Here is a 14,854-nt window from a genome sequence, read left to right as displayed (position 1 = left end):
GGCGGATGATTGCAGTCGTCGGCCCGTCAGGCGTGGGCAAGGACACAGTGATGCAGGCGCTGGTCGATGCTGCCCCGCAGCTGTCGCTGGTGCGGCGGGTGATCACCCGCACCGCCGATGCAGGCGGCGAGGATTATGACGCGGTGAGCGTGCCGATGTTCATGGGGATGCAGGCGGCCGGCGAATTTGCCCTGAGCTGGCAGGCGCATGGATTGCGCTATGGTATTCCGGTCAGCGTGGACACCGAACTGGCACAGGGGTGCGATTTGCTGGTGAACCTGTCGCGCAGCGTGCTGGGCGCGGCCAAGGCGCGCTTTGGCGCGATGCCGGTGCTGCTGCTGACCGCCAGCCCCGCCGTTTTGCGCGCGCGCCTGATGGCACGGGGCCGCGAGGATGGCCACGAAATTGATGCGCGTCTGGCGCGGGCGGGTTTTGCCCTGCCGGGCGGGATCAACGCGATACATATCGACAATTCCGGCCCCATCGCAGACACCGTCCAGCGGGCGCTGGCAGCCCTTTATCCACAGAAAGACGTGACACAGACATGACTCAAGACACCGTATTGACCAACGCCCGCGTGGTGCTGCCCGACGAAGTGATCACCGGAACCGTGGTGCTGCGGGATGGCAAGATTGCCGATGTTGCTTCGGGTGGCACGGGTGTGCCTGCGGCGCAGGACTGCGGGGACGACTATCTGGCCCCCGGCCTGATCGAGCTGCACACCGACAATCTGGAACGGCATATGGTGCCGCGCCCCAAGGTCGACTGGCCCCACCGTGCGGCCATTCTGGCCCATGACCGCGAGCTGGCGGGCACCGGCATCACCACGGTGTTCGACGCCATTCGCGTGGGCTCGATCCTGTCGGGGGATCACAAACGCTATGGCAAATATGCGCGCCAGATGGCCGACGAAATTCTGGACATGCGCAACCGTGGAGCGCTGAAGATCAGCCACCACATCCACCTGCGTGCCGAAATCTGTTCGGAAACACTGGAAGAGGAGCTGGACGAATTCGGGGCGGACGACAAGGTGGGGATCGTGTCGCTGATGGACCACACGCCGGGACAGCGCCAGTTCCGCGATGTGTCCAAGTTCGAAACCTACGTGCGTGGCAAGCACAACATGGAAGCCGAGGGTTTTGCCGAGTATATCGAGTTTCTGTACGGGCTGCAGGCCAAGCTGGGCACCAAACACGAGGCGGCGGCTGTGGCTGCGGCAGGGCGCTATGGGGCTACGCTGGCCAGCCATGACGACACCACCGCAGGTCAGGTGGCGGCCAGCCATGCGCACGGGGTGGCCATCGCGGAATTTCCCACCACGGTCGAGGCCGCCGAAGCGTGCCGAGCATCGGGGATTGCCACGATGATGGGCGCGCCCAATCTGGTGCGCGGCGGGTCACATTCGGGGAATGTGGCGGCGCAGGAACTGGCTGCGGCGGGACTGCTGGACATCGTGTCGTCGGATTATGTGCCTGCGGCCTTGTTGCTGGCGGCGATGCAACTGGCCGATGTCTGGGACGACATGGCGCGTGCCATTGCGACGGTAACGGCCACGCCTGCGCGTTCGGTCGGGTTGATGGATCGGGGCGAGGTTGTGGTGGGCAAGCGCGCTGACCTGATCCGCTTTGGTCTGCTGGAAGGTGCGCCGCTGGTGCAGGCGGTTTGGTCGGAAGGGCGGCGGGTGGCCTGAGCCGGACATTGAGCGCTGCCCCCGAGGGCAGCGCCGCCTGCCGGTTGCGGGAGTCATGTTTTGTGTGAAAACCGCGTTTACTCGTTAAGACCCGATGCCATCCGCAATGGCGATCTCGGGGGACGTGTTCAGTATCGTCGAAGTTTGCGTCAACATTTGGACGTCTACAGGAAAATATGCAGAATATTGACCCCGCAAAACGATACAAACAAGGGGTGTGAGAGGCCTTATTCAACACACCCTTGGGTTGTGAGCGCGGTGCGCCGCCCCTTGAAAATGTGGCGTTTTTGCTGCCACGCGGCCAGATCATCTGGCGCGGCGCTGTGCCTTTTGCAGTAACAGAATGTGGCGAAAGTGCTGCAATAGGGGGGCCAGCGGGCCTAGGGCTGTGCTGCCCTCTGTGGCAGCGTGACGACAGCCGCGAATCCGCGCGTGCTGCCCTTTTTGGGAGAGACGATGTCCAGCGTGCAGCCCGATTGGCGGCACAGATCCTGAGCGATCGACAGGCCCAGACCATAGCCGTCTGACAGCGTGGCGCGCCGGATGAACCGTTTCTTGATCGCCTCAAGATCGGCAGGCGCCAGCGGTGCGCAGTCGTTGGACACAACCACCCGCCCCGACTGGCTGGCGTCGATCACGGTGGGCGCAGGACCAGAGGCATATTTCAGCGCATTGTCGAACAGATTGTTGAGGATGATGCCCAAGGCGTCGGGATCAACACGGCTGGACCACTGGCCGGTGGGCGGCTTCAGCACCAGCGCGTCCGAGGCAGGACCACGGTTCTGCATCTCGTTCATCAGCAAGGAAATCACCGGATTTATGTCCATCTCGACCGCGTTCAGACCCAGCCCCGACTGGGCACGCGATGCTTGCAACAAACGTTCGATCAGACGTACCAGCCGTTTCAGGCCCGCCTCGATTTCGGCGGCATTGCCGGCCTGGGCCGGATCATCCAGTTGCGTGCGCAACCGCTGTACGTGGGCCAGACAGATGGCCACCGGCGTGCGCAATTCGTGGGCCGCGTTGGTGGCAAAGGCGCGTTCCGCAGCCAGCGCGCCGTCCAGCCGTGACATCAGCGAATCCAGCGTGTCAATCGCGGGGGTGATTTCGACAAAGGCGTTATGGCGGTCGATGGGGGACAGGTTGTGTTCGTTCTTTTGCGCGATGTGCCCGCTGAGATCGGCAATCATCGCAACCGACCGGCGCACCGCCCAAAACGACGCGACGGCGAACAACAGCCCCAGCAGCGCAAAGCCCACGACAACGCCGGTCACCACATCTGTTGTGGCCTCGGTTCGTTCGGCTGTGGGCTCGGCTACGATCACGGTTCCGGCAACGGGCCGTGTCGCGGCGAGCGCGAGAAAACGGTAGTCCGGCGCTGTGCTGATCCCGAGCGGCAGGCCCGCAGGCAGCGTCAGGTCGCCAACAGAGGCGGATTGCGCAAGGATGTCGCCCGCACTGTCGAGATACCAGAACAGCAGATGTTCGTCCGCCGCGCGCAGGTTGGCGTCAAAGGACAGCAGGTTGTCTGCGCCCCCGTCGGTCTGGCCGGTTTCCCCACTTGTGCTTTCGATGAAGGCCAGCAGCAGATGCGCCTTGCTGGTCAGGCTGGCGTCAAACAGTTCGTCATATTCGTCATTGAAGACGTGGTAGACGATGAACACGCCCACCACCATCACCGCAAACGCTGGCAAGAGCAGTGAAGATATCAGCGATTTAAGCAGGCTTTTGCGACGGAGTGTCATGTGCCCAGCGTGTATCCCAATCCGCGATGTGTCACGATCAAATCTTTGCCCAGCTTGGTGCGCAACCGGCTGATGTGGGCCTCGATCGCGTTGCTTTCGATCTCTTCGCCATAGGCATAGATCGCAGCCTCGAGGTTTTCCTTGGTGACGATCTGGGGTTTGCGGCGCAAAAGCACTTCTAGCACGCCCCATTCCCTTGCGGTCAGGCGCACCGCCTGCCCTGCGCGCGTCACGGTGTGATCGGACATATTGACCACCAGATCGCGGATTTGCACGGTCTGGGCAATCTGGTCGGCGCTGCGGCGGCAAACGGTGTGAATGCGCGCTTTGACCTCGTCCAGATCGAAGGGTTTGATCACATAATCATCGGCACCGCGGTTCAGCCCGTCGATGCGGTCAGACACCTTGTCGCGTGCGGTCAGGATGATGACGGGCGTGCGCAGCCCCCTGCCCCGCAGCGCGCTGAGAAATGTCAGCCCGTCGCCGTCGGGCAATTGCAGGTCCAGCAGCACCACATCATAGGCCAGCGTGCGCAATGCGGCGTCAGCCTCGTCCAGCGTGGCGAACCATTCGACGATGTTCCGGTCGGCCTCCAGATGCTCTGTAAGCGGACGGGCCAGCGCCTGTTCGTCTTCAATCAGGAGAATACGCATGATCGTCTTGCGCGGGCGTGCATTTTTTCTCTTGTGTCAGATAGGAATAGGGCAAGGACGCCAGATAAAGGCAGTTGGCCACGATCAGCGTGGGCCACGGATAGACCATCAGACAGACAACCAGAGCAACCACCCCCACCAGTGCAAACGACAGGTGCGACCGTTTGATGCTGGCATGTTTGATCGAGATCGTGGGGATCGTGCTGATCGCCAGAAAGCCGACACCGATGATATAGGCCGCACGCATGAACGGGAATTCGCTGTCGGGCCAGCCGTAGAGGTGGATAAAAACCGGCATCAGCGCCAGACAGGCCAAGGCGGGCGCGGGCACGCCGACAAAATGGTTGTCTTTTTTCAGTGTGACCTCGGCACTTTTGACCGACAGGTTGAACCGCGCCAGCCGCAGCGCACAACAGACCGCCAGCACCAGACAGGCCAGAAAGCCCAGATTGGCATGCACCGTGCCGATATACAGCGTGTTATACAGCAAGATGCCCGGCACGATCCCGAAGTTGAAGAAATCGGCCAGCGTGTCCAGTTCGGCGCCGAACGGGCTGGCGCTGTCGAGAAACCGCGCGAGTTTGCCATCGGCGGCATCCAGAAACACCGCGATCAGGATGAAATACAGCGCCGCCTCGATGCGCCCGTCAAGGCTCATGCGGATCGAGGTCATACCGGCGCAGATCGCAAAAACCGTGACCACGCTGGGCACGATGTGGCGCAGTTTCAGACGGGGGGATTCGGTCATTCCGCGACACCGCCGCGTTTGCGGGCGGGGTCTGCCAGATCGGCAAGGATGGTTTCGCCTGCCACAGCCGTCTGGCCGACGCTGACCAGCGGCGACACGCCTTTGGGCAGGTAGACGTCCAGACGGCTCCCAAAGCGGATCAGGCCAAATCGGTGACCGGCGTGCAGGCTGTCTCCCTCTTTGACGAAGCAGACGATGCGGCGCGCCACAAGGCCCGCGATCTGCACCACGCCGATGCGCGTGCCGTCGGGGGCTTCGATTGTCAGACTGTTGCGTTCGTTGTGAATACTGGCCTTGTCCAGCGAGGCGTTCACGAATTTGCCGTGGCGATAGATGATGTGCAGCACCTTGCCCGCGATGGGCGCGCGGTTCACGTGGCAATTAAAGACGTTCATAAAGACCGACACCCGCGTCAGCGGCTCGGTCCCCAGACCCAGGCCCTCTTCGGGGACGACGTCCTGTATCAGCGATACGATGCCGTCGGCGGGTGACACCACCAGACCGTGTTGTTGCGGGATCACCCGCACCGGATCACGAAAGAAGTAATAGCACCAGACGGTTACGCCCGCGCCAATCCAGAACAGGGGCGTCCATAGCAGTCCAAGCAGCACGGCAATCGCGGCAAAGATGGCCACAAACTTCCGGCCCTCTTTGTGCATGGGAACCGCAACTATCTTTAACATATTCATCAGTAAACTTTCAGGTCAGACCATAGGAACGCAAGATCACTGCACCCAGAAAAACACCATTGGCAAACAGCAAACACATCGTCGCAAGAGACCCGAGGTCTTTTGCATCGCGTGCGAACGCCTCCCATTGAGGGGCCAGATGGTCGACAATACATTCGATTGCCGTGTTCAATGCCTCGACCGCGACGAGGCAGAAAAACAGGATCAGCAGGACACAGTAGTCAGAAAAACGTGCGCCCACAGCATACAAAAGCACACCGCAGACGGGCAGAGCCGCCACAATATGCCGAAACGCGGTTTCCTGCCACAGTCTTCGTACGCCTGCGACGGAATATCCCGTTGCGGCGAACAGATGGGCCACGCCGGTGACGCGCGCGGGCTTTTGGCGGGGGGCTGTTGTATCAACCTTCATTGGCGGCAACCTTTTGTTTTGTTTTGCAGGATGCAAAGATATTCAGATCGTCATTCCGCTCGACCGTGCGGATATCAAGCATCCCCAGCAAAGAGTGGAACAGGTTGTCATGCGACAGCGCCTTGTCCGTTTGACCGGCCAGACAGGTCTGGTCAATCCCGAACCGGTCCTTGAAACTGCCGGACATCCACAGGATCATCGGAACTTGCGTTTGGTATTCAGGCGCCATGAAATAGGGTGATCCGTGAAGGTAGAGCCCGCTTTCGCCCAGCGATTCACCGTGATCCGAGACATAGAGCAACGCGGTGGACAACCTGTCCTGCGCGGCCAGAAGGTCGATGGTTCGGGCCAGAATATGATCGGTGTAGGCGATTGTGTTGTCATAGGCGTTGGTGATCTCTTGGGGGGTGCAGCTTTTGAATTCGGCGGTGTTGCAGGCGGGCTTGAACCGTTCGAATTCAGGCGGATAGCGCAGGTAATAGGTCGGCCCGTGGCTGCCCATCTGGTGCAGCACCAGCACGGTGTCTTGGGTGATGGTGTCGGCAAAGGTTTCGAGCGCGTCCATGAACACGCCGTCCATACATTCGCCTGCATCGCAATACTGCGGGTCTTGCGCGTCGGTGAACGACCGCGTTGCGATGCGTTTGCCGATGCCCTTGTCGCCGGTGTTGTTGTCCCACCATACCACGTTCAGGCCGGCGTGGCGGATGACATCCAGCACGTTTTCGGTCGCGATGCCCTTTTCATAGGAATAATCGGCGCGGGTGTATTTCGAGAACATACACGGCAGCGACACGGCGGTGGCCGTCCCGCAAGAGCTGACGTTGCCGAAGTTGACGACGGGACGTTTTGCCAGTTCGGGATTGGTATCGACGCCGTAGCCGTTCAGGCTGAAATTCTGGGCGCGGGCGGTTTCGCCTGCCACCACGATGGTCAGCAACGGTTTACCCTTGGCGGCATAGGATGCGCCCCGCGTGGCGTCCGTGCCGATGCGGGTCACGACAACATTTGCCGTTCTGGACATCATTTTGGCATAGCGGATCGCCCCCACAACGGGCGCGCCGGGCTGGTAGCTGCTCATGAAATCCTTACGCTCGCGCAGGATCGAGGAATAGGATTTCAGGTCGGCCATCAGCAGCCCCGCCGCCAGCGCCAAGCTGGTCACGCAGGTCAGAACAGGCACCAGCGCGGTGCGAATTCTGCCGTGGCGCCGGATGCGCACCCACGCAATCACCAGCGCAGGCAGAATACCACGCACCAGCACATGAATGACAAAGTCCGGCGTGATCAGATGCCGCGATTCCGCGAGCGTGGTCACCATGACGTTCTGGATCATGTCACGGTCGATGATCACGCCCAGCTGATCCACATAATAGGATGTGACGGCGCTGAGGATGACGATGAAGATCAGGAACGGCTTTACCGACCACGGAAAGGCGAACAGGCTGAACAGCGCCAGCGTCAGGCTGAACACGGCCAGCATATAGCCCGCAAAGGACAGCGCGTGCCCCGAGAACACGTCGGACGCGATGGACCAGAATGTGCCGTTGTCGATGCAAAAAACGAATGCGGTCGTCAGGGCGGTCAGCATCACGGGTGTGATGGCGCCTGCGTCGCGCAGGACGTCGGATTGAAGTCTGAGGGTTTGAAACAGGGTCATCGGGTGTCTTCCACGCAGTTGCAGTGCGCGCGGTTGATCACCTGAACCTTACGGCAAGCTTACGGACCCGATTTTGTCATGCCATGTGCCGCGGCGGCGGGGTCATTCGGTTCTGACACCCACGATCACCGGAAATTCGGCCAGATTTTCGGGATAGGCCCCGAAATTCAGCAGATCGCGGCGGCCGTATTCATCAGCGATGCTTTCGGCCAGCGCGCGGATGGTGATGCCTTTGCCGCTGCAAATGTTGGTGGGGCCGGTGCGGGTGCCGGTGATGTCGCGCACCAGCATTTGCGCCGCCTGTTCCACATCCAGATAATCGCGCGAGACAGTGCCAAGGGTCAGATCGACGGGCACGCCCTTGGCCAGTTTGCTGTGCAGTTGCGCCACCAGTCGCCGCGCATCTTCGCGCGCGCCGTAAAGATAGAACAACCGCGCCCAGACAAATTCCACCCCTATCGTGGCAAACCACGATGTCAGCACGGTAAAGGCCGCGACCTTGGCTGCGGCATAGGGGCTTGCGGGGGCCAGCGGGGTATCGACCGAAAGCGTTCCGGCGGACAGGTCGTATTCGAAACAGGTACCCACCCCGACAAACCGGCGCAGCCCTGCGGTGGCGGCCCCTTTGGCCATCGCCAGTGTACCCGCCAGACAATCAAGGTTTCGCGCCGATGTCAGGTATTTGCCCGGCTCGGCGTACCATGCCAGATGCACAACCGTGTCGATGCCCGCCAGCGTGTCGGCCCACCAATCCGCCGTCTGCGCGAATAGATCATCGCAGGTGACACAATGCACCCCGAGCCCGTCGAGCTTGTCCTGCGTCCCTGTGCGGATCACGCAGGTTACGTCATGCCCTGCGGCGACAAGCTGTTGCGCCACGGGCAGCCCGACAAAGCCGGTTGCGCCAGTCACGAGTATTCGGCTCATTCAGCCCCCACAGGTTTGCACATTTCGCAGGTTCGGACCGACTTTGGCGTTTCACCGTACCGGATCACATGCGCCAATATGACTGGAAAAATGCGGGCGATACAACCGCCCACGCCGCTGCACGGCGTCCGTCAGGGGGCGTGAGGCTGGTAATGTTCGATAATCCCGCTGGACGGAATAAGTTCTGCTTAAGACAGCTTGCCAAAACCTTTCGCGCGTTGAAGCCTGAGCGGGGAACAGTTAGGGCGGATTGCGGGGACACTTGGGTGTTTCATTGACATTGCTACGTTGCGCAAGGCCCGCACCGTCGCATCACATTGCCAGTTTCAAACCAGAAGGACACCGGATGCGCATTCAGATCGACGTTGCAATGCAGTACCGCTTTATGCGGCCCAACACCATTTTTCTGGCCATCGAGGCGGCGAAATGTGACGGTCAGGTGGTGCTGCACGAAAATCTGTATCTGGGCGAGATTCCGGTCAACCGGATTGCGGGCGATTCCGATGTGGGCGAGCGGATCTGGGCGCAAGTGCCGTGGAACGAGCTGACCATGAATTATCACGCGCAGGTGGACATTACCCGCCCCAACCTGACGCTGGCGGAACTGGACGCGGTGCCTGTGCACCTGATACCCGGTGCCGTTGCCCCCTATCTGCGCCCATCGCGCTATTGTCAGTCGGACAAGTTCGTGACCTTTGTCGAGCGTCGCTTTGGCCAGTTGTCCGGCGGACAAAAGGTGGCGGCGATGCGCGACTGGATCGAGGACAACCTGACATATGTTCCCGGAAGCTCGGACGCGGACACCAACGTGCTGGAAACCTTTGCGGGCCGTCAGGGTGTGTGCCGCGACTATGCGCATCTGATGTGTACGATGGTCAGAGCCGCCCAGATCCCCGCGCGGATGGTGGCCGCCTATAGCCCCGATGTCACGCCACCGGACTTTCACGCGATGGCCGAAGTCTGGCTGGACGGGCAATGGCATCTGGTCGACGCCACGGGCATGTGCAGCGCGGACAGCACGGCAATCATCGCTGTGGGCCGCGATGCCTATGACATCGCATTTCTGGATTCGCAGGCTCCTGCCGAAATGCTGTACCAATCTGTGCTGGTGATGCGCACATAATGCCGGGCGGGGTGTGGCCTGCGCGCAAGGGATCGTGTGGCCTGTTGGCCGCTGTCCGCGATTTGTTGCAAAGCAGGGTTGTACCGCCTATTCACAATACATGTAGACCGAGTACGGCGTCACACTCCGGGATACAGGCGCCACATCGTCCGATTGCAAAGAATACAGTACCACGCCTCTGGACCGACCTGATCGACAGGGGAAAGCAGCACAGAAAGACCTCTTCGAATTTGACGGCAATAAAAACAATATCATAACGACTTGTAGCTTTGAGGCCGCGCGCAAAATGAGATTGAGCAAATCGACTGCCCCTGTCCGAACAGTGTTTGCGACTGCACTGTTGTCTGTCGCTGCGGTCATCGGCAACTATTTCGGCCTGCAGATTTCGTTTTCGGTTTCCTTTATCTTCGGATCAGTTGCGGCATTGCTGGCATTGCAGTTTCTGGGTCTGCTTCCCGGTATGATCGTTGTGGCTGTGGGCGGCGCCTATACATGGTTCAACTGGGGCCACCCCTATGCAATGATCTTGATGATCTGCGAGATTTTGTGCGTCGGCCTGATCATGCGACGCTTTAACAATCTGGCAGTTTCGGATGCGGCATTCTGGTTGGTCCTTGGTGTCCCGCTGACCACCTTGCTGTATTGGAACGCTGTGGACCAACCGCTGGACGCTGCGGTGATGATCGCGCTGAAGCAAGCCGCCAACGGCGTTATGAACGCATCCATCGCGACGTTCATTGTGGTGGGCATCACACTTGGCCCGCTGAGCAGCCGGTTTCGTCACCTGAGCGTGTCATATACAGGTGTGGTGTTCGCGGTATTGATGTTTCTGGTCACCGTCATCGGGGCGGTATTGATCGTTCTGGGCAGTCGCGATCTTTATGCGACTGAAAAGCTTAAGCTTTCGGATCATCTGCAACTGATCCTGATGCTGACCCGCGAAGATATGAAAGAGACAACACAGGCCGCAGACGGCGTTGAAAACCTGCAAGGCGCGCTGGATCGGGCTGCGGAAAAGGTCGAGGCACTGATAGAGATGCAGACCCATGTCTCGGTCGGTATTCTGGACCCGCAGGGCGATCTGGTCGCCGGTCACGGAGACCTTTTTATACTTGGGAAAGTGCCTTTGGATCCCCGAGCGGAGTTGCAACTGTGGCAACCCGAAGGCGAAATGGCCGAAATGCAGCGCACGGCGGACAGCCGGTATGTCAAGTTCCTGCCGCTGGTGATCGACGACGCGCCCTATGTGCTGGCGGCAGAAACGCCGCTTGCGCCGATGGTCGCCAAGCTGACGCAAAGAAGCAGGGTCGACATGCAGGCGCTTGCTTTGATCATGCTGATCTCGACCCTTCTGGTTCAGTTGCTCAGCATGGTAACCACACGCACCATCCGCAATCTGGCACAGTTGAGCAGCAAGGTCAGTCAGGCGATTTCCGCCGGTGACCAGACCCTGCCGACGTTCCCCAAAAGCAATATTCAGGAATACGAGATGCTCTCGACCTCGCTGCGCGAGATGAGTGCGCAAATCGCCCAAGACTTTGCTGTATTGTCCGACCTGAAAGACACGCTGGAGAAGCGTGTGCGCGAACGCACGGGTGAGCTGAAACGACTGTCGCAGGTGGCAAGCCAGACAACCAACGGGGTTCTCATCACCGATGGTGAAATGCGCATCGAATGGGTGAATGACGGCTTTACGCGGATGTCAGGGTATACTTTGGACGAGGTAAAGGGCAAAACCCCCGGCAGTGTACTGAACGGGCCAAAATCCAATCCGGCGACGATCGCCCATATGGAACGGGCGATTGATAACCGCGAAAAGTTTCACGCCGAAATCATGCATTACAACCGGTCTGGCGCGGAATACTGGACCGAAATATCGTGCAATCCCTTGTATGGCGACGACGGTGAATTCACCGGCTTCATGGCGGTCGAGACCGATATTACAGATCGCAAACTCAGTTCCGCCGAGCTTGAACGTACCCTTGAGCGGCTTGCTCTTGCGCTGGATGCGGGGCACATCGGTGTTTGGGAATGGAATATCGAGACAGACGAAACAGTCTGGGATGACACTGTATACGAGATTTTTGGCATTCCGTCCGACACCAAACTAAACTCGGGGACGTGGAAAAGCACCGTGCATCCCGATGATGTGCCGCGCAATGACCGGCTGCTTGAAATTGCTCTTAACCCTTCGAACAACGTGCTGGAGGACGAATACCGCGTCAACCACAGCACCCTTGGCGAGCGGATTGTCAAAAGCGTGTCCAAGGTGGTTTTTGACGATCAAAACCGCCCGTCGCGGATCACCGGGGTCAACTTTGACGTGACCGAAGACCGCCTGAAGGAAATCGAAGTCAGGGAACTGGCCCAACATGCCGAAACCGTTCTGAACAATATCGTCGACGGTATCATCACCATAAGCCTTGAAGGTGAAATACAGTCGTTCAACACCGCAGCGGAGAATATGTTCGGATACACCGAGGCAGAGGTGCTGGGGCAGCATTTCAGTATGCTTTTGTCGAGCGGAAATACCGAAGAATTGATGGATTTTACCAATGAATACAACAAACTGAGCGAGGCCGAAAAACGCGAACCCCGCGAGCTTCAGGGTTTGCGAAAATCGGGTGTCGATTTCCCGCTTGAATTCGCCTTTGCCGAGATCCGCCGCAGTAAGAAAAAGTTCTTTGTCGGCATTGCCCGCGACATCACCGAACGCAAGCGCGTCGAGCGTCTGACCAAAGAGTTCATTTCGACGATCAATCACGAATTGCGCACACCGCTCACGTCGATCCAAGGGTCGCTGAAGCTGATTCACAGCGGCATGATCGGTGAATTGCCGGACAACGTGAAAAAGATGATCTCCATCTCTTTGCGCAACAGCGACAGACTGCGCAACCTGATCGACGATCTGCTGGATATCGACAGGATGATTTCCGGCAAGATGCGGTTCAACATCAGCAACCACCTGCTGAAACCGCTGCTGGAACAGGTGATTTCCGACAATCAGGGTTTTGCCGAAAGTCACGGGATTTGCCTGTCACTGACCAACGCCGTCCCGCAGGTGGACATCGCAATCGACAGGGACCGGTTTGTTCAGATCATGTCGAATTTTATCTCGAACGCGATCAAGTTTTCCGACCCTGACGGTAAGGTTCAGGTTAATGTGACCCGCACGGATACGGACGTGACGATCCACATCATCGACGAAGGCTGCGGCATTCCAGAGGCCTTGCACGAACAGATTTTCGAAAAGTTCTTTCGCGTGGATTCATCCGACACCAGCAGCATCGGCGGCACCGGTCTGGGCCTGTCGATTGCCAAGGCTATGGCCGAGCAGATGCACGCCAAGGTGGGCCTGCAATCGGTTGTTGGCAACGGAAGTGATTTCTGGATCAAGATCCCGCTCTAGCACCTGCGCCGCGAACCGGATTTCGGCATCGCGCCGCCGAGCGTTGCATTCTATTCTGCGCGCCCCCTGATATTCTTCTTGAAGACGCTTATATTAAGGTGACTACTACGTGACAGATGCAGCTGCTTGAGGTGGGAGAGTCCGTTGACCCCAAGCTGGCTTTTGGACATTCCACCGGATGCGAAACGCCCAGTGCCACAATCGGCCTTGCGGCACCGATGGACCACCAGAGGCCGCACCGACGCGAACAAGACACGACAACACTCCATCAGATCAGACAACATCGCGCGCCTTTTGACCGGCGGGCGATGATCGACCGCAGCCTTGCCCCTGTCATTCCGGCACCGGATCGCTGCATTTTGGAAGGACACTCAATGGCCAAAGGTAACAACAGCAAACGCGGCAACAAAGAATCCAAAAAACCCAAACAGGAAAAGCCGAAGGTTCTGGCGACGGCAAATTCCCTGTCGGGGAAGAATGACCTGTCGATCGGGGGCAAAAAGCCCAAGTAACCGACCCCATCCGGCATTGCCGCGCCGGGAACACCTGTCAAACACCCGGCCCCCTTCACCAAGGGGGCCATCAGACCACCGGACCCCATAGACACTTGGCGCGATCCCTGCCAAGCAAAACGAAACCTTGCATTGCCCAGCTCAGGACGCACCATGACCGAAGAGAATGAAACCGCCGAAAAGGTCCATTACATCTGTCAGACCTATGTCGAGAAAAAGACCGGGCGTTCGGGTCAGGCCAGCCTGCACATCGACAAACAATTCCAGTACACAACCGCCGCACAGGCGCAGGAACGTGCCGAACGCGAATGCCGGTCTGATGCGTGCGCGGGTGCGGATGCCTATTTACTGGTTGAAGACCCTGCCTCGGGCGAGGTCGGAGAGCCTGTGTTTCTGGTTAGGCTCGGGAATGTTCCCGAGTTCGATACCTTCTGACCCCACGCGCTGCGTACCCTCGCATTTGTGCCAGCTTCCTGCCACGCACGCGGAACAGGTAGAGGTAAATTGTTCATATTGTGCAAAAGGAAGCTTTGGGGCAACCTGACCTGCGGATCGGATCGCTCAGCAGGGCAAAGGGTTTTTAATGCCGGACATGATGGAAAGCGGGGTCGTCGTTGGCATTCTGGCCGCGATCCTGACACGGTTTGTGCCTGTGCGCCGCAACCCGCCCCGGCCGATGCCGCTGTGGGGCACTGTGCTGACCGGTTTTGTCGTGGCCTTTGCGGGGCCGCCCGTTCTGGACAGGCTGCCGGAATTTTGGCGCGCAATCCCCTTTTTGCCAGAGATCACCGAAGGCATGGTTTTTCTTGCCGTGTTCGTGGCGTTTTTCGTTTACGTGTTGTTCCGGCGCAAAGACCCCCCAAGGCGCGCGCCGCTCTGGGTGGTCGCGGTAATTTCCGTGGGCGCGGCCTTTGCCGTGCCGCCGCTGATTTACCAACTTACGGGGGCTTATTCGATGATTGCGCTGCGCAACGACGTGAACCGCTGCACGCGCGGGATGCAGGGCGAAGAGCAGCCGAACACGGTGACCAATCTGTGCAGTTTCCCGATTGTCGTCGGTCTGTGCGCGTCCGACGAACAGAACCCGAAGCCGTGCCGGCAATCTGTCACGCTGGCCTCTGGTGAGGTTGCCAGACTTGATCCGGGCGATGCGCGCCTGTCTTTTGCGCCGGGCAACCGTGACGGTCTGACGGTTGTAGCCTGCCACCCGCCGAACCGGCCCTCGCGGATGTTGGCCCAGACCGGACGGCGACATCGCGGGGTTTGCCTGCCTGCTCTTTGATTGG

At 59.3% G+C, this 14,854-nt stretch carries 14 protein-coding genes; 7 read left to right on the top strand and 7 right to left on the bottom strand.

Going from position 1 to position 14,854, the window contains the following annotated elements:
* The first annotated feature begins 5 nt into the window (after nt 1–5).
* Together phnN and SULPSESMR1_RS02635 are read left to right on the top strand one after the other, a co-directional pair.
* On the top strand, nt 6–548 hold the full coding sequence (gene phnN / locus SULPSESMR1_RS02640; RefSeq protein ID WP_240311285.1) for a phosphonate metabolism protein/1,5-bisphosphokinase (PRPP-forming) PhnN: 543 nt from the start codon (nt 6–8) through the stop codon (nt 546–548).
* A complete protein-coding gene (locus tag SULPSESMR1_RS02635) occupies nt 545–1,690 on the top strand; it encodes an alpha-D-ribose 1-methylphosphonate 5-triphosphate diphosphatase (RefSeq protein ID WP_089419437.1) in 1,146 nt (381 codons plus the stop codon). The genes phnN and SULPSESMR1_RS02635 overlap by 4 nt, the downstream gene beginning before the upstream one ends.
* A 380-nt stretch (nt 1,691–2,070) precedes the next feature.
* Here SULPSESMR1_RS02635 and SULPSESMR1_RS02630 read toward each other — a convergent pair whose 3' ends face one another.
* From SULPSESMR1_RS02630 to SULPSESMR1_RS02600, 7 genes are all read right to left on the bottom strand, one after another.
* On the bottom strand, nt 2,071–3,435 hold the full coding sequence (locus tag SULPSESMR1_RS02630) for a sensor histidine kinase (RefSeq protein WP_089419436.1): 1,365 nt from the start codon (nt 3,433–3,435) through the stop codon (nt 2,071–2,073).
* Complete coding sequence (locus tag SULPSESMR1_RS02625) at nt 3,432–4,088, bottom strand: response regulator transcription factor (protein ID WP_089422094.1); 657 nt, start codon at nt 4,086–4,088, stop codon at nt 3,432–3,434. The genes SULPSESMR1_RS02630 and SULPSESMR1_RS02625 overlap by 4 nt, the downstream gene beginning before the upstream one ends.
* Nucleotides 4,069–4,836, bottom strand: coding sequence for a CDP-alcohol phosphatidyltransferase family protein (locus tag SULPSESMR1_RS02620; RefSeq protein ID WP_089419435.1), 768 nt, complete (start codon nt 4,834–4,836; stop codon nt 4,069–4,071). The genes SULPSESMR1_RS02625 and SULPSESMR1_RS02620 overlap by 20 nt, the downstream gene beginning before the upstream one ends.
* The gene (locus SULPSESMR1_RS02615) at nt 4,833–5,525 is read right to left on the bottom strand and encodes a phosphatidylserine decarboxylase (RefSeq protein WP_240311286.1); all 693 of its coding nucleotides are present in this window, start codon (nt 5,523–5,525) and stop codon (nt 4,833–4,835) included. The genes SULPSESMR1_RS02620 and SULPSESMR1_RS02615 overlap by 4 nt, the downstream gene beginning before the upstream one ends.
* Before the next feature lie 10 nt (nt 5,526–5,535).
* A complete protein-coding gene (locus SULPSESMR1_RS02610; protein ID WP_089419434.1) occupies nt 5,536–5,937 on the bottom strand; it encodes a diacylglycerol kinase in 402 nt (133 codons plus the stop codon).
* Nucleotides 5,927–7,597, bottom strand: a complete 1,671-nt coding sequence (locus SULPSESMR1_RS02605; RefSeq protein ID WP_240311287.1) for a phosphoethanolamine transferase — start codon at nt 7,595–7,597, stop codon at nt 5,927–5,929. The genes SULPSESMR1_RS02610 and SULPSESMR1_RS02605 overlap by 11 nt, the downstream gene beginning before the upstream one ends.
* Nucleotides 7,598–7,699: 102 nt before the next feature.
* Nucleotides 7,700–8,524 carry an NAD-dependent epimerase/dehydratase family protein gene (locus SULPSESMR1_RS02600; RefSeq protein ID WP_089419433.1) on the bottom strand — a complete coding sequence of 275 codons (825 nt, stop codon included), beginning with the start codon at nt 8,522–8,524 and terminating at the stop codon, nt 7,700–7,702.
* Nucleotides 8,525–8,870: 346 nt separating this feature from the next.
* On the opposite strand from SULPSESMR1_RS02600, the gene SULPSESMR1_RS02595 reads away from it, so the two are divergent.
* The 5 genes from SULPSESMR1_RS02595 (at nt 8,871) to SULPSESMR1_RS02575 (ending at nt 14,850) form a co-directional block, all read left to right on the top strand.
* Nucleotides 8,871–9,647 carry a transglutaminase-like domain-containing protein gene (locus SULPSESMR1_RS02595; RefSeq protein ID WP_089419432.1) on the top strand — a complete coding sequence of 259 codons (777 nt, stop codon included), beginning with the start codon at nt 8,871–8,873 and terminating at the stop codon, nt 9,645–9,647.
* Nucleotides 9,648–9,933: 286 nt separating this feature from the next.
* Entirely contained in the window at nt 9,934–13,056 is a 3,123-nt protein-coding gene (locus tag SULPSESMR1_RS02590; protein WP_089419431.1) for a PAS domain S-box protein, read from the top strand.
* A gap of 116 nt (nt 13,057–13,172) precedes the next feature.
* Nucleotides 13,173–13,568 carry a hypothetical protein gene (locus SULPSESMR1_RS02585; protein WP_089419430.1) on the top strand — a complete coding sequence of 132 codons (396 nt, stop codon included), beginning with the start codon at nt 13,173–13,175 and terminating at the stop codon, nt 13,566–13,568.
* A 153-nt stretch (nt 13,569–13,721) separates the two neighbouring features.
* Nucleotides 13,722–14,003: a hypothetical protein gene (locus SULPSESMR1_RS02580; protein WP_089419429.1), complete on the top strand. Its 282-nt coding sequence runs from the start codon at nt 13,722–13,724 to the stop codon at nt 14,001–14,003.
* Between the two features lie 148 nt (nt 14,004–14,151).
* Entirely contained in the window at nt 14,152–14,850 is a 699-nt protein-coding gene (locus tag SULPSESMR1_RS02575; protein WP_089419428.1) for a hypothetical protein, read from the top strand.
* The last annotated feature ends 4 nt before the right edge of the window (nt 14,851–14,854 follow it).

Origin of the sequence: Pseudosulfitobacter pseudonitzschiae (genome assembly GCF_002222635.1) — a bacterium.
Lineage (GTDB): Bacteria > Pseudomonadota > Alphaproteobacteria > Rhodobacterales > Rhodobacteraceae > Pseudosulfitobacter > Pseudosulfitobacter pseudonitzschiae_A.
The sequence above is the reverse complement of the archived record's forward strand: the minus strand, read 5'-3'. Positions and strand labels throughout refer to the sequence as shown.